The sequence below is a fragment of the Sulfuriflexus mobilis genome (assembly GCF_003967195.1).
GTDB classification, from domain to species: domain Bacteria; phylum Pseudomonadota; class Gammaproteobacteria; order AKS1; family AKS1; genus Sulfuriflexus; species Sulfuriflexus mobilis.
Genome location: NZ_AP018725.1, coordinates 1,450,353 through 1,469,275, shown reverse-complemented (window position 1 = coordinate 1,469,275; position 18,923 = coordinate 1,450,353). Strand labels below are relative to the sequence as shown.

Annotated in this window: 19 protein-coding genes; 4 read left to right on the top strand and 15 right to left on the bottom strand. The window is 55.5% G+C overall.

Annotated elements, in window-relative coordinates; translation table 11 throughout:
• Positions 1-439: 439 nt before the first annotated feature.
• The 4 genes from EL386_RS07360 to rluC all read right to left on the bottom strand — a co-directional run bounded on the left by EL386_RS07360 (position 440) and on the right by rluC (position 3,717).
• Entirely contained in the window at positions 440-790 is a 351-nt protein-coding gene (locus tag EL386_RS07360; protein WP_126454876.1) for a hypothetical protein, read from the bottom strand.
• A gap of 261 nt (positions 791-1,051) precedes the next feature.
• Positions 1,052-2,002: a signal peptide peptidase SppA gene (sppA, locus tag EL386_RS07355; RefSeq protein WP_126454874.1), complete on the bottom strand. Its 951-nt coding sequence runs from the start codon at positions 2,000-2,002 to the stop codon at positions 1,052-1,054.
• Between the two features lie 64 nt (positions 2,003-2,066).
• On the bottom strand, positions 2,067-2,729 hold the full coding sequence (locus EL386_RS07350; RefSeq protein ID WP_126454872.1) for an HAD family hydrolase: 663 nt from the start codon (positions 2,727-2,729) through the stop codon (positions 2,067-2,069).
• Positions 2,730-2,739: 10 nt separating this feature from the next.
• A complete protein-coding gene (rluC, locus tag EL386_RS07345) occupies positions 2,740-3,717 on the bottom strand; it encodes a 23S rRNA pseudouridine(955/2504/2580) synthase RluC (RefSeq protein ID WP_126454870.1) in 978 nt (325 codons plus the stop codon).
• A 480-nt stretch (positions 3,718-4,197) separates the two neighbouring features.
• Here rluC and rne point away from each other — a divergent pair, with 480 nt between their 5' ends.
• On the top strand, positions 4,198-7,128 hold the full coding sequence (rne, locus tag EL386_RS07340) for a ribonuclease E (RefSeq protein ID WP_126454868.1): 2,931 nt from the start codon (positions 4,198-4,200) through the stop codon (positions 7,126-7,128).
• An 88-nt stretch (positions 7,129-7,216) separates the two neighbouring features.
• Here rne and EL386_RS07335 read toward each other — a convergent pair whose 3' ends face one another.
• The gene (locus EL386_RS07335) at positions 7,217-7,690 is read right to left on the bottom strand and encodes a low molecular weight protein-tyrosine-phosphatase (RefSeq protein ID WP_126454866.1); all 474 of its coding nucleotides are present in this window, start codon (positions 7,688-7,690) and stop codon (positions 7,217-7,219) included.
• 81 nt (positions 7,691-7,771) lie between these two features.
• Here EL386_RS07335 and EL386_RS07330 point away from each other — a divergent pair, with 81 nt between their 5' ends.
• Complete coding sequence (locus tag EL386_RS07330; protein ID WP_126454864.1) at positions 7,772-8,041, top strand: hypothetical protein; 270 nt, start codon at positions 7,772-7,774, stop codon at positions 8,039-8,041.
• Positions 8,042-8,080: 39 nt separating this feature from the next.
• On the opposite strand, the gene EL386_RS07325 is transcribed toward EL386_RS07330, so the two are convergent.
• The 8 genes from EL386_RS07325 to EL386_RS07290 form a co-directional block, all read right to left on the bottom strand.
• Positions 8,081-8,617 (bottom strand): type III secretion system chaperone, encoded by a 537-nt coding sequence (locus EL386_RS07325; protein WP_126454862.1) that lies wholly within the window; start codon positions 8,615-8,617, stop codon positions 8,081-8,083.
• A gap of 27 nt (positions 8,618-8,644) precedes the next feature.
• The gene (gene kdsB / locus EL386_RS07320) at positions 8,645-9,418 is read right to left on the bottom strand and encodes a 3-deoxy-manno-octulosonate cytidylyltransferase (RefSeq protein WP_126454860.1); all 774 of its coding nucleotides are present in this window, start codon (positions 9,416-9,418) and stop codon (positions 8,645-8,647) included.
• Complete coding sequence (locus EL386_RS07315) at positions 9,419-9,598, bottom strand: Trm112 family protein (protein WP_126454858.1); 180 nt, start codon at positions 9,596-9,598, stop codon at positions 9,419-9,421.
• 12 nt (positions 9,599-9,610) lie between these two features.
• Positions 9,611-10,657 carry a tetraacyldisaccharide 4'-kinase gene (lpxK, locus tag EL386_RS07310; protein WP_126454856.1) on the bottom strand — a complete coding sequence of 349 codons (1,047 nt, stop codon included), beginning with the start codon at positions 10,655-10,657 and terminating at the stop codon, positions 9,611-9,613.
• 2 nt (positions 10,658-10,659) lie between these two features.
• Complete coding sequence (gene msbA, locus EL386_RS07305) at positions 10,660-12,414, bottom strand: lipid A export permease/ATP-binding protein MsbA (protein WP_126454854.1); 1,755 nt, start codon at positions 12,412-12,414, stop codon at positions 10,660-10,662.
• A gap of 3 nt (positions 12,415-12,417) precedes the next feature.
• Positions 12,418-12,840 (bottom strand): ExbD/TolR family protein, encoded by a 423-nt coding sequence (locus tag EL386_RS07300; protein ID WP_126454852.1) that lies wholly within the window; start codon positions 12,838-12,840, stop codon positions 12,418-12,420.
• Positions 12,837-13,481, bottom strand: coding sequence for a MotA/TolQ/ExbB proton channel family protein (locus EL386_RS07295; RefSeq protein WP_126454850.1), 645 nt, complete (start codon positions 13,479-13,481; stop codon positions 12,837-12,839). The genes EL386_RS07300 and EL386_RS07295 overlap by 4 nt, the downstream gene beginning before the upstream one ends.
• A 109-nt stretch (positions 13,482-13,590) precedes the next feature.
• Positions 13,591-15,867 (bottom strand): DNA internalization-related competence protein ComEC/Rec2, encoded by a 2,277-nt coding sequence (locus EL386_RS07290; protein WP_126454848.1) that lies wholly within the window; start codon positions 15,865-15,867, stop codon positions 13,591-13,593.
• Between the two features lie 74 nt (positions 15,868-15,941).
• Between EL386_RS07290 and EL386_RS07285 the strand changes: the two genes are divergently transcribed.
• Complete coding sequence (locus tag EL386_RS07285; RefSeq protein WP_126454846.1) at positions 15,942-16,472, top strand: DUF2062 domain-containing protein; 531 nt, start codon at positions 15,942-15,944, stop codon at positions 16,470-16,472.
• 1 nt (position 16,473) lies between these two features.
• Here the strand turns inward: EL386_RS07285 and lolD are convergent, their stop codons facing one another.
• Entirely contained in the window at positions 16,474-17,151 is a 678-nt protein-coding gene (lolD, locus tag EL386_RS07280) for a lipoprotein-releasing ABC transporter ATP-binding protein LolD (RefSeq protein ID WP_126454844.1), read from the bottom strand.
• On the bottom strand, positions 17,144-18,394 hold the full coding sequence (locus tag EL386_RS07275) for a lipoprotein-releasing ABC transporter permease subunit (protein ID WP_126454842.1): 1,251 nt from the start codon (positions 18,392-18,394) through the stop codon (positions 17,144-17,146). The genes lolD and EL386_RS07275 overlap by 8 nt, the downstream gene beginning before the upstream one ends.
• Before the next feature lie 214 nt (positions 18,395-18,608).
• On the opposite strand from EL386_RS07275, the gene EL386_RS07270 reads away from it, so the two are divergent.
• On the top strand, positions 18,609-18,914 hold the full coding sequence (locus EL386_RS07270) for a hypothetical protein (RefSeq protein ID WP_126454840.1): 306 nt from the start codon (positions 18,609-18,611) through the stop codon (positions 18,912-18,914).
• Positions 18,915-18,923: the final 9 nt, after the last annotated feature.

The window sequence follows — 18,923 nt, the reverse complement described above, 5'->3', positions numbered from 1 at the left end:
GGTTGGGAGTATGATAGTATTTCTGTAGTAAGGTTTTCTTTACCGAATGATTCAAACATTATAAGAAATTGGTTCGTGCCCCAAGCTAAGAACCCCTGCCACATAGAAAGAAGAACCAAATAAATACAGGATATATACTTTATTATTAATTTTTTGTGGGCCATTTATTTTTTACGCCTAACTATAATTAGAGGGCTTAAAACGACCATTTGCTTTAGGCCTTTTAGGTCCGTTAATCAATAAATGGGGTCAGAGCACAGTTGTTGCTTATATTAGAGAAAACTGTGCTCTGACCCCAATTATTCATTTCATTCTAGCCGATTCTTGCCTAGTTATGTCGCCGATCGGCCAGAAGCGGTCACTCAGAAACGAACACGCTGTGCGGCATGGCGCAGTGAACGTCAGAACGAGTGCATTGTTAGGTAGATATTCAAATAAACTATTTGGCTAACAATATAGTTAAAACATTTCTTACTCTACTACCGATGAAACTTGCAATTAGCCACACCATGAAAATAGCGGCAGCTAGCCACAGCCATTCCCGATTTAAGGGATTGCTGCCACCTATTGATAGGAGGCCGCCAAAAAGTAAACACATCAATATCGCAGGAGTACATATTGTCAATGTAGAGTGTTTATTACGATCACCACTTAGTGCTGTTATGGCGCTAATCAATATTCCCTCGGCTAGCAAAGGAACCGCAAAGTTAGTATTCCCATTAAAAGCCATTGCAAAGATCACAAATGCCAGAGCTATTCCGACGATCGTTGATGTTACAAAGTAGAGCATTACTATTACCTACTAACAGTTTATTATGAGGTTGGCACGTTTATAGTGTTATGCGGAGGGCACAAATAATGTGTTATACCGCCAAATGTTTTAATAATACTCTCTATAATGTCGGTGAATTGCAAGAAAATCACTATCTCATAAATGGCCGTTTCCGGCATCAACCAGCCGACTGCGGAAATGTGGTGACCGGCTGCTTTGGGTCGAAAGCAGACCTACAATTCATACTCCCCCGTCAGATCAAGCCCGGACGATTACAACTTATTTCAGCTGCAACGACTCAAGCCCCACTGTGGCGCTGATGCTTTTTCCCATCGAGGCACCAATGCGCTCGGCAAAGCGGTCGACAAAGCTTGGACGTACGGTGTAATCGACAAGCTTCTCTTCACCGACGATCTCGCGGGCGACGTAACTGCTGCTGCCGAGGGCATCGACCAGGCCGAGCTCGACACTCTTTTCACCCGACCAGATATAACCGCTGAAGAGTTTCTCGTCATCGGCGAGGCGGTCACCACGACCATTCTTGACCACATCAATAAACTGGCTGTGCAGGTTGTCGAGTTGTTGTTTGATATGCGTGACTTCCTCTTTCTTCAGCGGAGAGAACGGGTCAAGGAAACCCTTGTGTTCACCGGCCGTCAGCAGACGTCGTTCCACCCCGAGCTTGTCCATGGTGCCGGTGAAACCAAAGCCGTTCATGATGACACCGATGGAACCGACCAGGCTGGCCTTGTCGGCATAGATCTGATCGGCGGCGGCGGCAATGTAATACCCCCCCGAGGCACAGATATCCGTGATCACGGCGTAAAGGGGTTTGTCCGGGTATTTGTTACGAAGGCGAATGATCTCGTCATTGATATAACCGGACTGCACCGGGCTGCCACCCGGGCTGTTGATGCGCAGGATCACCGCGGCGGCATGTTTATTCTTGAAGGCCTTGCGCAGCGCGGTGACGACATTGTCGGCACTGGCCTCGGCATCATCAGAAATGACGCCCTTTATTTCGATAAGTGCGGTGTGCGCGCCAAGTTCAAGATTGGCTTCCTGCTCACCTATGATGGCCAGGGCAAGAAAACTGAACAGCCACACCAGCACCAGGCCCCGGAAGACCAGGGTCCAGCGGCGTGCGCGGCGTTGCTCGGTGATCGCGGCGAAGGCAAGTTTGTTGATGGTCTCGCGTTCCCAGTTTTCGTTGTCTTTTGGCTCAGTCATAGTCGTGCTTCCGTGTTGTTTTTTCTGTGCTGATACATTTTGTTTTGTTTAATCATAGCAGGAATCAGGCCGTGTGCGCATGCAACCAGCCGCTCAGTTCCTCCATGCTCGACAGGCAGGCCAGCGGGTCGTGTTGTTGCAGGCGCTGGCAATCGTGCACACCATAACTGACGGCCAGGCCATGCGTGCCCGCATTGCGTGCCATGGCCATATCGTATTCGGTATCGCCGATCATCAAGGTCTTGTCGGGTTCGACGTTGAGCTCCTGCATGAGTTCATGCAGCATGTGCGGCTGCGGTTTTGAACCTGACTCGTCCGAGCAACGGCTGGCGTGAAACAGTTCACCGTAACCGGTATCGGCAAACACCCGCTCCAGACCGACACGGGCCTTGCCGGTGGCGACGGCGAGTTTCAGGCCCTTGCCGCGCATAATATGCAGCATGTCGAGGGCGCCGTGAAACAGCTCTGACCTGACCTGGTTGACCTCGACATAGTGATAACGGTAACGCTCGCAGAGGGCCTGGGTCTCTGCCTCGCCGGCCTCGGGGTAGAGTGCCTGCATGGCCTCTTTCAGGCCCAGGCCGATAATGTCGCGGTAACGCTGCTGGCCCAGGTCTTCCATACCGGTATCGATGGCGGCCGCGGCCAGCGAAGTGGCGATATGCTCCACCGAGTCCATCAAGGTCCCATCCCAGTCAAACACGAGTAATTCAAATGCGGGTTTCATAATAAAGCTCTCATCTCTGCCCTGCTTCGAGGGCATCCAGCACCGCCCCCAACGCGTTGTCGAGCGGTGCAATCACGTCCATCGGTTGCTCGCTTCCCGGGTGGGTAAACTCGAGTCGGTAGGCATGCAAAAATAATCGTTTCAGGCCGTATCGTTTCAAATCACGATTACAGTCCTGATTGCCGTACTTTTCATCACCGGCCACCGGGTGGCCGGCGTGCGCGGCGTGCACGCGTATTTGATGGGTCCGCCCGGTGAAGAGTTCAACCTCCATGTAGCTGGCGGCCTTGAAACAACTAATGGGTTTGAACAGGGTATGCGCGGTCTTGCCCCGTTCATCAACGCGCACAATACGCTCACCCGAGCTCAGGGTATTTTTATACAGGGGGGCATTCTCGTGGTGTTTGCCCCGGTCCCAATGCCCGCATAACAGGGCGCGGTAATGTTTGCGCACGCCGTCACCGCGCAGTTGTTCGTGCAGGGACCGTAGGTAGCTGCGCTTTTTCGCCACCAGCAGCAGACCGGAGGTGTCACGGTCAAGGCGGTGCACCAGTTCGAGATACGGGGCCGTGGGTCGCGAGGCCCGCAGCACCTCGATGAGGCCAAAACTCAGACCACTGCCGCCGTGCACGGCCAGGCCGCTGGGCTTGTTGATAATAATCAGGCCCTTGTCCTCGAAGAGGATAGCCGCCTCGAGCCGCTCGATCTGGGCCTGTGGCGGGGTCGGTACGGCGGGCTTTTCCTCCATTCGGATCGGGGGAATGCGTACCTGGTCACCGGCCTTGAGGCGATATTCCGGTTTGATGCGGCCCTTGTTGACGCGCACCTCACCCTTGCGCAGGATGCGGTAGATGCGGCTCTTTGGCACCCCTTTTAGCTTGGTAATCAGGAAGTTATCAATGCGCTGCCCGGCCTGCTCGGGCTCAATATCGACCAAACGCACGGCAGGACGCTGCTCGGGGGAGGTATCAGGGGTGTTTGTGCTCATGGGCGGGATGATACCAGCTTAAGTCATTGATTGATGCCGTCGGGTATCACTGTTATATTAAAGGTGTCCACCTGGCGTAATGTCGGTGGTATAACTGAAGCCGATGGGTCCGGCAGCGCGAGACGCGCCGATGCCCACTGCAACAGACAATTAGCGCGTGGCCTGGCGTGGTGCGATCAGGCGACGTAAATGATACCGGACCCTGTAGGGACGGTATCGTGATTAACAAAGCCGGCTCGCTAAAACGACACGGCCCGATCTAATCAACCGCTCAAGCAACAAAGGAGTGGTCAGGAAAAACCATTACAGCGGAGAGCGAGTGACACCGCCCCGCCAGATACCACCGGCCTGAAAACCGATGATGTTGTGTTCGCACCAAAAGTCCGTCTAAGTAAATATACCTAGTCGGCTTTCCTCCTGATCATCCTGTGCAGTGACATCGCTGCCTTGCTTGTGCATGACAACAGGATTACCAACACAATGAAGAGAATGCTTATCAACGCGACTCAGCAAGAGGAGTTGCGTGTTGCACTCGTCGATGGCCAGTCGCTTTACGACCTGGACATTGAAACCCCCGCCAAGGAACAAAAAAAGTCCAATATTTACAAAGGCAAGATCACCCGCGTTGAGCCCAGCCTCGAGGCCGCCTTTGTCAATTATGGTGCAGACCGCCATGGCTTTTTGCCCCTGAAGGAGATCTCCCGCGCCTATTTCAAGGGCCAGCCTGAGTCAGGCAAACGCGCCAATATCTCTGAGCTCATCAAGGAAGGCCAGGAGATCGTCGTCCAGGTCGACAAGGAGGAGCGTGGCAACAAGGGCGCCGCACTGACCACCTTCATCAGCCTCGCCGGGCGGTATCTGGTACTCATGCCAAATAACCCTCGTGCCGGTGGTGTCTCTCGCCGCATTGAGGGTGAAGACCGCAGCGAGATCCGCGATGCCATGGCCGGCCTGGACATTCCGGAGGGTATGGGCCTGATTGTGCGTACCGCCGGTGTTGGCAAGAGCCACGAAGAATTGCAGTGGGACCTCGATTACCTGCTGCAGCTGTGGACCGCCATCGAAGAGGCCTCCAACCAGCGCTCTGCGCCCTTCCTCGTTTACCAGGAAAGCAATGTCATTATCCGCGCCATCCGCGACTACCTGCGCAAAGACATCGCCGAGATCCTTATCGACAACGAGGAGGTCTACAAAAAGGCCCGTGACTTCATCTCGCTGGTGATGCCGAATAACATAAATAAGGTCAAGTTTTACGATGACAGCATCCCGCTGTTCAGTCGCTACCAGATCGAGACCCAGATCGAGTCCGCCTTTCAGCGTGACGTCAGTCTGCCCTCCGGTGGCTCGATCGTCATCGACCACACCGAGGCCCTTGTCTCTATCGACATCAACTCGGCGCGCGCCACCAAGGGCAGCAACATCGAAGACACCGCATTGAACACCAACCTCGAGGCGGCCGATGAAATCGCCCGCCAGTTACGCCTGCGTGACCTCGGTGGCCTGGTTGTGATCGACTTCATCGACATGATGCAGTCGCGTAACCAGCGTGAAGTCGAGAACCGTATGAAGGAGGCGCTCAAGCAGGACCGTGCCCGTATCCAGGTTGGCCGTATCTCGCGCTTTGGTCTACTGGAGATGTCGCGCCAGCGTCTGCGCCCCTCGCTTGGTGAGTCGAGTCAAATCACCTGCCCACGTTGTAGTGGCCAGGGCACCATCCGTGGTGTGGAATCACTGGCACTGTCGATCTTGCGTATCATTGAAGAAGAGGCCATGAAGGACAAGAGCTCACGCATTATCTGCCAGGTGCCGGTTGATGTCGGCAGCTTCCTGCTGAATGAAAAGCGCTCCATTATTCACACCATCGAAAACCGTCACGGCATCAACGTTACCATCGTGCCGAATGCCAATATGGAAACCCCGCGCTTTGAGATCCAGCGCCTGCGTGACACGGATGTCGATAATGAGGAATTCAAAAAGTCCAGTTATGACCTGGCCACGGCCGAGACCAGACAGGCCGATGTGATCGTCTCTGACACCAAGCCACGCATCGTTGAAGAGGCAGCCGTTAAGGCCATTGTCCCCAATGCGCCACCACCGGCGGCCCCCGACAAAGCAGCAGAGACACCAACGAAGGCAAAGGCCGAGGGCGGCTTTATCAAGCGCCTGTTCGGTAGCATGTTTAATGGCGGTGGCGGCACAGAGGCCGAGGCGGCTCAGGAAGAAAAGAAACAACCAGACAATCGCGGTGCTCGCGGTGAAGCGCGCCGAGGCAGTCGCAATGGCCGCAGTGAACCGCGTCGTACTGGCCGTGGTGCTCAACAGGCCCGTCGCAAACGCCCGCCGCAAAAACAGGATGACGAAAAAACAGCCGCACCTCAGCAGGAACGCGGCAAGAAATCGCCACAAACTCGTCAGCGTCAGAACAAACCGAGCGATGAGACAACCCTCCAGGCCAGTGATGACACCATGCAGCAAACGGCCGAAACTGGCGGTGAACAACAGCCAGGCGGTGAACGCAGTGGTCGTGGCCGCTCACGTCGAGGCCGTCGTGGCGGTCGTCGTCGTAACCAGCGCGACAATAAGGCCCAGGCTGACGGTGATGCCAGCCCGTCCACCGGCTCTGAAGGTAAGTCTACAGCCGCCCCCGCGGCAACAGACAAGCCCGAATCAAAATCCGTAGAAGCCAAACCGGTCACTGAGTCCAAGTCAGGCCCCACGCCCGCAGAAAACAAACCTGCTGCGCCGAAGCCCATAGAAAGCAAACCGGCTGCACCGGTACCTGCTGCGCCGAAGCCCGCAGAAAGCAAACCGACTGCACCAGTACCTGCTGCGGCGAAACCTGCAGAAAGCAAACCGACTGCACCGGTACCTGCCGCGCCGAAACCTGCAGAAAGCGAACCGACTGCACCAGTACCTGCTGCGGCGAAACCTGTAGAAAGCAAACCGACTGCACCGGTACCTGCTGCGGCGAAACCTGTAGAAAGCAAACCGGCCGCACCGAGACCCGTTGAGAGCAAACCGACTGCACCGGTACCTGCTACGCCGAAGCCCGTAGAGAACAAACCAACTGCACCGGTATCTGCCGCACCGAGACCCGTTGAGAGCAAGCCGACTGCACCGGTACCTGCTACGCCGAAGCCCGTAGAGAACAGGCCGGCCCCTGCACCCGTGGCACCGAAGCCGGTAGAAAATAAACCGGCCGCGCTGCAACAGGTCCAGACCCGTCCACAAGCAACCGTACCTGCCGCACCGAGTCCGCAACCGGTGAAGACTAAGCCGCAAACACCGCCGGCACCGGCAGCCAAGCCGGCTGCATCGAAGCCGGTGGAAGACAAACCGGCACCGGTACTACAACAGGTGCAGACGCGACCACCATCACCACCCGCTGACGAATCGTCGGGGGATAACTAAAAAAAAGCCCCGCAGTGCGGGGCTTTTTTGTACATGGATGTACTTATGTCGCGTAGGCCATTTGGTTCCCAATCAGTAATTAATATACTTACAAATGCCGCTGGCGTATATCATCCAGCAGGCCCTGACTGGCCACCTCAATCATGTCCAGCACAATGTCAAAGCCCTTTGGGCCACCGTAATACGGATCGGGCACCTCACTCTCGCTGCGCGAGGGCGCAAAATCGAGAAACAGACTGAGTTTATCGGCATGCTGCGAGGGGCACATGGACGCAAGTATGGAAAGATTATCCCTGTCCATAGCAAGAATATAATCGAAATACTCGAAGTCGCTCATCTCCACACGCCGCGCCCGTAGGTGGTCGAGACCAATACCGCGCAGCGCTGCGACCTCCTGGGAGCGACGATCCGGGGGTTCGCCGATGTGATAGGCATGCGTGCCACAGGAATCCACCTCGATTGCCGCCACCAGGCCCTGCTCCCTGAGCATGTGTTCAAACACGCCGTGTGCCGTCGGTGAGCGGCAAATATTGCCCATGCAGACAAATAGAACCTTAACCATGTCATTGCCCCTGAAATGTACTTGCCGAAGCCGGCCAATACGAACATTATAAGGGTCGCGCAAGCCGGATAGCAAAATACTATGTCGAAAATAAACATCAGTATCGAACAATTACGCGGACTGATTGGCCTGCAGGTGATCCACCAGGAAGAGGTCTGCCGTGTTATCGAGGTCATTGAGGAGAGCCTGTCGATCGTGCTCGAACACGAATACCGCGACCCGGCGATTCAGTCCGATCAACACGGCCATGCCAACCGGCGTGTGCCACAAACCACGATCATCGCGGTATTAAATAGCAACCGCGATGAATTTGACCCGCAGTTTTTGTGCCTGGAATTAGTCGAAGATTAAGCATGCACACTGGAAGATCACGTTTCAAAAAATGACGTATTAAATCGTCAGACCATCACGCAGCAACTTATCAATCAGTTCCCGCCTGCGCAGCGCCTGACTGTCGCCGCCGCCAAAGACCAGCGCGCCGGAACTGTAGCTATCACCATAACTCAGGGCCAGGTTCACAGTTTGGCCTAGGCCTGATAAAAACTCCTTGTCACCGAGGGCAGACAAAGGATGGATGAAGGCCGCCCAGAGGATATCATTGGCGATGGAGTAGCGCGCATCCAACGCGGAATCAAAGTTGGCCTGCATGAGGCGATAGAGCAGATCCCGGTCAATGTCCTTGGTTGGCGTGATCGGGATGATGATGCGCATGCGATCGGCACGCGCATCGGTAATGACACTGACCTCGCGGCCCTCGACCACGAACACCCAGTAACCGGGTTTGCCCTGCGCCGATTTATCTATTCGATGAATGAGCTCATCAAGGCGCTGATTGTCCATGCCCGATTGCGTGGCCTCCTCGGCCTGTATGGCCAGGCTGAGGCAAAGAAACAGACTGGTGAGAAACATCCTTATTAATCGATGCATGGCACTCGTTCCTTGTTGTTCGTGAGCTTATGACGGGTGCCGAAATTCCTTAATCAGGCGTTCGACGCGCACCCTCTCCTCCTCGGTATCCACACCCGGTGGCGGAATCGCCGCGGCCTCACTGACGTGGATTTTTTCATCATTCCACAACACGCGTAGTTGTTCCAGCACTTCCATTTCCTCAATATCACAGACCGGCCATGTTACGTAACGCCCGAGAAAGTTGGCACGGTAGGCATACAGGCCGATGTGGCGGTAGTGTATATGGTGCCCGGAGGGCCGGAAACTGGACAGCCGGAAGTGCTCACGTTCCCAGGCGATCGGTGCGCGGCTGAAATACAGCGCGTAGCCCTTTTTGCTGAACACGACCTTGACGACATTAGGGTTACTGACATCTTCGGCAGTATGGATTGAGGTACAGAGTGTCGCAACACTGGCATCGGCATGTTCATGCAGGTCCCTGGCAACCTGGGTGATAATGGCTGGCGGCATCAGTGGTTCATCGCCCTGCAGGTTGACGATGATCTCGTCGGCCTTGCAACCCAGCAAGCTCACGGCCTCGGCCAGGCGGTCGGTGCCGGAGTGGTGTTCGCTTGAGGTCATGACGACCTCGGCACCGAAACCCTTTGCTGCATCACTAATGCGTTCATCATCAGTGGCAATAACAACATGGCTGGCACCGCTTTCCATGGCACGTTCGTGTACATGCTGTAGCATCGGCTTGCCGGCGATATCAAGCAGGGGTTTTCCCGGCAGGCGCCGGGATGCATAACGCGCCGGGATGATAACTCGAAAATCCACTTATACTTCCTCGTCGGCAGGCAGTCGACGTGCTTCTTCCTCGAGCATCACAGGTATGTCATCGCGGATTGGATAGGCCAGGCGATCCACTTTGCAGATCAACTCAGCCTTGGGCTTGTCATACACCAGCGGTCCCTTGCAGACCGGACAGACCAGTATCGCTAACAATTTTTTGTCCATAATCACTCTCGCTTATGCTTGTCCAGCCGTGTTGCTATGCGTGGCTGATGGGGTTACCGCAGACTTGACTGCCTTGCTTTCGAGCGCTGCCAACAGGCGTGGCCCAAAATGCTTGTTTAATTCTGCCTCGACCGGCACATACCAGTAATGACTGTGTGCGAAGCGTTGACACTTTACCGCATCTTTCTCGGTCATGAGTACCGGTGCGGTGTTGTTGAAGGCCAGGTCCTTAGCCTTGAAATCATGGTGATCGGCAAAGGCATGTTCATAGAGTTTCAGCCCCTGCTGATGCAAAGCACTGAAAAAACGTTTTGGGTTGCCAATACCTGCCATGGCATGCACGGTGCCATTCGTAAAGGTCTTCAACTCGCGGACTTCGCCGGTTTCCAGGTTACAGGCCGTATGCATGCGCAGACTCATGGCATATTCACCGCGTTCAGCGATGCCGTTGCTAACGATAAAATCCACGTCTTTAAGACGTTCTATTGGCTCACGCAACGGCCCTGCGGGTAACAGGCAACCATTGCCATAGCGACGCAGGCTATCCACCACGGCGATCTCGATATCACGTTCCAGGGCATAATGCTGCAAACCATCATCGGAAATGATGATATTACAATCCGTGTGTTGCAATAATGCCTCAACCGAGGCACTACGATTCGGTCCGACAGCGATTGGGCAGTGACAACGTCGGGCCAGTAACACGGCTTCATCACCCACCACCACCGGGTCACTGTCGGCCCGTACCTGTTGCGGCCACTGGCTGGCCTTGCCACGATAGCCACGACTGATGATGGCCGGTTTGAAACCCGCCTTGCGCAGAAAATCAACCAGCCAGATCACCAGTGGGGTCTTGCCACTGCCACCAACCGTAATGTTACCGACCACGATCACCGGCAGCGGGTATCTGTTGCTCGGCTTCCAGCCACGTTCGTAGGCATGGCGGCGCAGGCGGATCATGGCCTGGTAAAACCAGGTCAAGGGCATCAAGGCATAACGCGGCCAGCTCTGCTTATACCAGATACGGTTAAAGAGCCTGTTGAGGAGACTGCGCAACATGGCTAGACATCCCTGAACTGCATCTTGTGCAGGGCCGCATACTGACCACCTTGTGCCAGTAGTTCATTATGCGTGCCCTGTTCGATTATCTGACCATCATGCAGGACAATGATACTGTCGGCATTTTCGATGGTCGACAACCGGTGGGCGATCACCAGTGTGGTACGATTTTTCACCAGTTCCTCGAGACCCGCCTGGATATAGCGTTCAGACTCGGTATCCAGCGCCGAGGTGGCCTCGTCGAGGATCAGGATCGGCGCATTCTTCAACAGGGCACGTGCGATCGCCAGGCGTTGACGCTGGCCACCGGACAATAACACCCCATTTTCACCAACCATGGTATTCAGGCCATCCGGCAGTTTTTCGATAAATTCCCGGGCATGTGCCATTTCGGCCGCGCGCATAATCTCTTCCTCACTGGCATCACTAAGACTGCCATAGGCGATATTCTTCGCCACCGTATCATTGAACAGGGTCACGTGCTGGCTGACCAGCGCGATGTGACGACGCAGGTCATCGAGTCGGATGTCGTTAATGTCCTGGCCATCAATACGAATACTGCCTTCAAGGGCATCATAGAAACGCGGCAGCAGGTTCACCAGGGTAGACTTGCCACTCCCCGAACGACCGACAAAGGCAATGGTCTTACCCGGCTCGGCGACGAAGTTGATCTTATCCAGTACCTTGCCGGCACTGGTCTCGTAGGAGAAACCGACATTTGTATATTCGACCCGGCCCTGCACCTTTTGCAGCAACTTCGTACCGTTATCTTTTTCCTTGTCGATATCAAGAAAACTGAAGACGCTCTGTGCAGCGGCGATTCCGGTTTGCAGGTAGGAATTCACTGTGGTCAGGCGCTTGATAGGACGCTGCAGCATAACCAGTGCAAACAACATCGACACAAAATCACCGGGGGTGACCTGGCCGCGCATGGCTTCTGAGGTGGTGAACAGGATCACCCCGGCGATACCAATTGCAACGAGGAACTGGATAACACCGACACTCAGTTCCCGGGTAACATCGAGTTTAAGTTTTTGCTTGCTGTTGTACTCGTTTTCCTTTTCAAATGAAGCGGCTTCGACCGTTTGCCCACCAAAGGTCTTGACCACACGATGGCCTTCAATCACCTCTTCGGAAACATGCGTGATGCCACCAACACTCTGCTGGATACGCTGACTTGTCTTGCGAAATTTTTTGCTCACAAATGAGATCAACCAGGCCACCAGCGGTGAGACCAGCAGGAAGATCAGGGTCAATTGCCAACTACGGTAGAACATCAGCGCCAGCAGGCCGATAGCAGTCAATCCTTCTCGGAACAAGACGGTTACGACATTGGTTGAGGCGCGTGATACCTGTTCGACATCAAAGATCAGTTTCGAGAGTATATTGCCGGTAGAAGACTGATCATAATACGCAGTAGGAAGGTGCAGGATGTGCTCAAACATTTTTAAACGCAGATCTTTTATCACCCGCCTGCTTACCCAACTCATGCAATACGTCGAGACAATACCAACGAATATTCTCAGCAGGAAGATCCCTACCAGCCCCAGTGCCATCAGACGAATAACACTGACGTCGTTGGCGATAAAACCTTCATCCAGGAGCGGTTTCATCAACCAGGCAACGGCAGCATCGGTAGCGGCATAGGCGGCCATACCGATGATAGAAATCACAAACATCTTCCAGTGCGGCAATACAAAACTAAGCAGGCGCAGATAGGCCTCTTTGCCACCTATCTTCTTTACATCATTGGACATCGTTTAATTTTCTTCCGGGGCAATCTTGGTAGCAAAGGTCAGGTGAGAAAAGCCGAGCTGGCGTGCCGCATTCATTGCAGTAACCACAGACTGATGTGAGGCACGGCCATCAGCACTAATCACCAGTGGTTGCTCACGGTCATCGCCGGCAACCTTGATAATCGCATTTTTCAGGGTCGCCAGTTGTTCATTCACCAGCTGCTCATTATTGACCGCATAGTGACCTTCAGCATCGATGGATATTTCAATCTGCACTGAGCGTTCCTTCGCTACTTCGCCGGTCGCGGTGGGCAAGTCGATACTCAGCTCTGATTCCTTATTGAAGGTCGTCGAAACCATAAAGAAGATCAACAACAGGAAGACAACATCGATCAGCGGTGTCAGATTGACATCCGGGTCTTCACTGACCTGCTGGCGCAGTCTCATTGCAGTTCGTTCTCCTCTTCTTCCAGGTCCGCATCCTCACGCTCACCGTGCAGGACCTCAATCAACTTCAGGGCCTCCTGCTCCATGGTCAGGACGAGTTCATTGACGCGGCCACGGAAGTAGCGATAAAACATCAGCGCAGGAATAGCCACGGACAAACCCGCTGCCGTAGTGATCAGGGCCTTGGAGATGCCGTCAGCCAGTTCCGCCGGATTGCCGACACCGTGCTCGATAATGGCAGTAAAGACATCGATCATACCGACCACCGTGCCGAGCAGACCAAGTAGTGGTGTGATCGAGGCAATTGTACCCAGCGTATTCAGGAATCGCTCAAGCTCCGGCACGATGTGACGTCCGGCATCCTCAATGCTCTCTTTCATGATCTCACGCGGGTGGTGGCGGTTGACCAGGCCGGCGGCGATGATACGACCCAGTTGTGAGCCCTTCCTCAGCTGCAGGATCTTGGCCTCATCGAGTTGTTTGTTACGTGCCCAGTGCCAGATCTGGGCCACGAGATGTTTCGGGGTAATGCGTTTACGTTGCAGGCTCCAGAAGCGTTCGGCGATGATCGCTAACGCAATGGCCGAACATAAGATGATGGGCAGCATGAGCCAGCCGCCTGCCTTGACGAGTTCAAACACAGTCTTTTAGCCTTTTTATGTTTTTGATAAGTCTATCAATTTAGTCGTTCACGGCCAATCGCCGCCGTACAGTAGGAGACGATTGTACAACATGCCCACGACAATACCATCACTGTGCGTGCCAGTATCGGCGTGCCTGTTGACGCCAGCCGCGCTGGCTTTTCAGCCTGCCTGCGGCAATTTGCAGCTGGATCGCCCCGCTTTTGGCCGTATCCCCCATCTGCGTCCCGGCGGCACGATAACGCTGCACGATGCCTGGGTGGGGAAAACCGTAGCGATTGCGATAACCGGTGGCAAACAATACCCACTCGGGTTTAACCGCCCTTAAGAAAGACAGGCTCGAGGAGGTCTTGCTACCGTGATGCGGGGCCACCAGTATTTGCGCACGCAGGTCCTGGCCACCTTGTTGCAGATGAGTCTCTACCAGGGTTTCGATATCACCGGGTAATAACACATGATAATCGCCGACACTGACACGCAGCACGCAGGAACGGTTGTTTGCCTTGCCGGGCAGCTCAGCCGCAGGATGCAGGATATCAAAGTCCACACCATCCCATTGCCAGTGCTGCCCGGCTCGGCAGGCCTCGGCCTGCGCATGTCCCCAGCGGGACGACTGCGCGCCGCTGAGGATACGTCGTACCGGGTAGGCCTGTAAAAGGCTATCGGCCCCGCCGCGGTGATCATTGTCACCGTGACTGACCAGTAGCGTATCGATGTGCGTCACGCCCTCTGATCGTAAAAACGGCACAATAATGGCCTGGCCGGCATCAAAGTTATCGGAGAAACGTGCACCGGTGTCGTAAACCAGCACATGCCCGGCGGTCCTCAACACCACCGACAGCCCCTGCCCGACATCGAGCAGACTCAACGCTAACTCCCCCTCGGCAGGCCCGGTCCTCGGCAATAACAACATGGGTAACAGGCACACGCCCCCCAGCCACCGCGCCGGCCAGCCACGCGGCAGCAACAACCAGAGCATACCGAGCGCGGCAGGCAGGATGGTCCAGTCCTGTGGACGATGCGAGGCCCAACTGGCCAGTGGCTGTCTGGCGAGGGCCTCGAGTATCGGCCAGAGTTCATCAAGGCTCCAGGTGGCGAGCCCTAACAGGCTGTTACCCGCGTCAGGCCACCATGACAGGCTGAGACTGCCGAGCAAGGTCGCCGGGACGGTGACAAAACTCACCCAGGGCACGGCCAACAAGTTGGCAATCGGGGCAACCAGGCTTAATTGCTGAAACAGGATCAACATTAACGGCAACATGCCCACGGCGATCAGCCATTGTATACGTCCCCACTGTAGCCACTTCGATACACTGCCAAGGCGGGCCGAGATCACATACATAATGATGGCGACGGCTGAGAACGATAACCAGAAACCGGCATCGAGGACCGCCAGCGGGTCGAAGAGCAGCACCAGCAACAGGGCGACGGCCAGCACCGAGGACGGCGCCAGTTGGCGGCGAGAGATGATGGCCAGCATCATTACACAGACCATGATCAGGGCCCGCTGGGTTGGTACCGAGAAACCGGCGAGCATGGCATAGACAATAGCCGCCAGCATCGCCGCGACGGCGGCCGGTATCACCGCTGGTATGCGCAGCAACAGCCAGGTGCTCCGGCTGCAGACTGCGCGGATGAACAGGAACACCATTCCGGCCACCAGGCCGATGTGCAGACCGGAAATGGCCATGAGGTGGCTGGTGCCGGTACGCCGCAACACCTGCCAATGCGCCGCGTCGATCCCTCGCCGGTCGCCAACGGCCAGGGCACGCACCAGACCCTGGTGGGCCTGGCCACTCAGGGCCTGCTCGATCGTCGTCGATAGACCGGCCCTGGCCACGAGGATAGCATCGCCATAACCGGGGGCTGAAAGGTATTCATTGACCTCTGCCTGGCGGACATAACCGGTGGCGGCAATACCGTGGCGAAACAGGTAACGCTCGTAATCGAAGCCGCCGGGATTCATAAGCCCGTGTGGCTGTTTTAACTTGACCAGCAGGCGCCAGCGTTCACCGGCATGCGGCGGGTGTTGGCGGGATTGATAATCATTCAAACGCAAACGGTAAGGACGACCGAGGATCTGCGTATCGACATCAAAGCGGGTACCATGCCGGGTCGGTTTCGGCAGGCTGACGACCCTGGCCTCGATAAGGATAACCTCACCTTCCAGGGCGGCAGGCAATCTCGCATCGATGAGCACGCCGGCGAAGAACAGCGCCCAGAGAAAACCGGCCAGTGTCAACAGCGGCAGACGCCAGGGCCATGGCAGGAACCACAGCAGGATGAGGGCAAAGCCGGCGAAAAACCAACTGTTGCCGTCAGGCAAGTCCGTTAACTGTTGCGCAGCAAGAATGCCGAGCAAAAATGCGATTGTCCCTAAACGCATTGCACTCCTTCGCCAGCGGGGGCAGAATGTTTCTATATATCCCTACTCGAATCAGCTTAACACCCACTACGGCAATGCTAAAGAAGTTCATCCAGCGCTATATACCCGACCACCAGGCGATCCGCAAACACAAAAATTTGCAGATATTCGGCAACCTGTTACATGACCCCAACCTGTTTCATCTGAATCGCCGCTCCGTGGCCGGTGCCTTTGCCGTGGGCCTGTTTTTTGCCTGGGTGCCGGTGCCCTTCCAGATGGTCTTCGCCGCGGCCCTGGCCATCTTCCTGCGTGTCAATCTGCCGGTCTCGGTTGCCCTGGTCTGGGTGTCCAATCCCCTGACCATGCCGCCACTGTTTTACTTCGCCTACCTGCTCGGTACCTGGATACTCGGCATCCCCGAGACGAAGTTTCATTTTGAACTGAGTTTTGAATGGCTCGGCAGCGGCCTGCACATAATCTGGCAGCCCTTCCTGCTCGGCTGCTTTGTCATGGGCGTAGTGAGTTCTTTTCTGGGGTATGTGAGCATCCGCCTGCTCTGGCGACTCAGCATCGTCAACCGACTGAAAAAGAAAAACCTGCGGCGCTACAAGCCCCCGCAAATATGATCTACTCTCGTAACTGACCGTCGTCCAGGGTCAGTACACGATCCATTCTTGCCGCCAGTGTCTCGTCATGCGTGACGACCACGAAGCTGGTACGGATCTCCTTATTCAGTTCCAGCATCAATTCATGCACCTGCTCGGCATTGCGCGTATCGAGGTTACCCGTTGGTTCATCGGCGAGCACACACGCCGGCCGTGTCACCAGGGCACGTGCCACGGCGGCACGCTGACGTTCACCACCAGACATTTCACCCGGCTTATGGTGCAGGCGATGTTCCAGACCCACGCGTTGCAACATCGCTGCAGCCTGCTGCATCGCCTTATCCGGGTCATCACCACGGATCATCAGCGGCATGCCGACATTTTCTACTGCCGTAAACTCGGGCAACAGGTGATGAAACTGGTAAACAAAGCCGAGGTACTGGTTGCGCAACTGGCCACGCTGCGCGGCATTCAGCTTTGCCATATCCTTGCCATTGATAAGCACTTGCCCGGCACTCGGGATATCCAGGCCTCCCAGCAGGTGCAACAGAGTACTCTTGCCGGCACCGGAGCGGCCAATAATGGCGACGCGTTCACCGCGTCCGATATGCAGACTGGCATCACGTAATACATCAACGTGCAATCTGCCCTCACTAAAACTCTTTACCAGACCCTGGCACTCGATGATGTAATCACTCATAACGCAGCGCCTCTGCAGGCTGGACACGGGCGGCACGCCAGGCCGGGTACAGCGTGGCCAGTAAGGTGATGACAAAGGCGGTGGCAGAGATAATCCCCACATCATTCCACTGAAGCTCAGAGGGCAGTTCACTAATCAGGTAGACATCCGGCGACAGGAACTTGGTACCGAGCATGGATTCAATGGCCGGCACGATAACATCGATGTTCAGGGCAACACCAACGCCCCCTGCAATACCCAGTAAGGCGCCGAACATACCGATGATCGTGCCCTGAATGATAAAGATACGCATAATCCTCGCCGGTGAGGCCCCCAGCGTGCGCAGGATGGCGATATCACTTTGCTTTTCAGTGACCGTCATCACCATCATGGAAACAATATTAAAGGCAGCGATGAGCAGGATGCAGGTGAGGATAATCGACATCATGCGCTTTTCGATCTGTACCGCACGGAAGAAGTTGGCGTGCACCTTGCTCCAGTCACTGACCCGGTAGGCACCGGGCAGGCTTGCCACCAGTTCCTCGCCGACAAACGGTGCGGCGAAGATATCATCGAGCTTGATACGCACGCCGGTGACGTTATCACCGAGCCGCATCAGCCGCGCGGCATCACTGATATGCACCACCGCCAGACCATTGTCATACTGGTTATGGCCGGTCTCGAAGATTCCGACAACGGTAAAACGTTTCAGGCGCGGCAGGATCCCCGCCGGGGTGATGGCCGCCTGTGGTGTGACCAGGGTCACCTTGTCACCGACGAAGACACCGAGCGTGCGCGCCAGGTACTTGCCCAGATATATATTAAAGGCGCCCGGGGTCAGTTCGGTAAAATCCCCCACCAACAGGCTGTTATGTAATTCAGAGACCTGTGGCTCGAGTGCCGGGTCGATACCGCGGACAAAGGCCGCACTGACATACTGGCCATGCGTGAGCATGCCCTCGGTACGCACAAAGGGTGCTGTGCCAATCACGCGAGGGTGTTTGGCCGAGGCCGCCACGACCGCCTGCCAGTCGTCCAGACCGGTGCCATCAATAGCATTGATCGTGATATGCGAGGCCGCACCGAGGATACGCTCGCGTACCTCGGTCTGGAAACCGTTCATGACCGATAACACCGTGATCATAACCAGCACGCCCAGGGCGATACCCAGGATCGAAAACAGGGCAATAAAGGAGATAAAGTGATTACGTCGGCGTGCGCGGGTATATCGCAGGCCAATGCAGGCTTCTAGTGGTCTGAACATAGCTCGATATTAAACCACAAGCCGTTGAGCCTGTCCTCACGTTTACGATAGTGTTTCAGCATAATGTGGCGCAGGTCGCAGACATACGGCCGCAGGAGCGCTTTGATCCAATAACGAGCCCCATCGCCGGCTTTTACCGGCACAGGGGCAATGTTATAGTGACCGCAAGCACATCAGTCAGCGTCACTTAGTCTACAGAGACAAGGAGAAAGATATGTCTACCTACAAGGCCTTTATCCTGCCAGTGCTGTTGTCTGTCCTCTGCGGCCTGCCGACATTCGCTGCTGCCGAGACCCTGAGTATTATCGATGCGCCCGCCAACAGTACTACGGGCATCCCCCGTCCCGGGCGTGGCATGACCATGCAACAGGTTGAAGCTGCGTTTGGCAGTCCACGGCAGAAAATGGCCCCGGTTGGCGAGCCCCCTATTACCCGCTGGGTCTATGAGCAGTATACCGTGCACTTCGAGCATGACCGTGTTATACACTCGGCCGTCCACCATCAAATGCAAAAGCCATAACACAAAAAA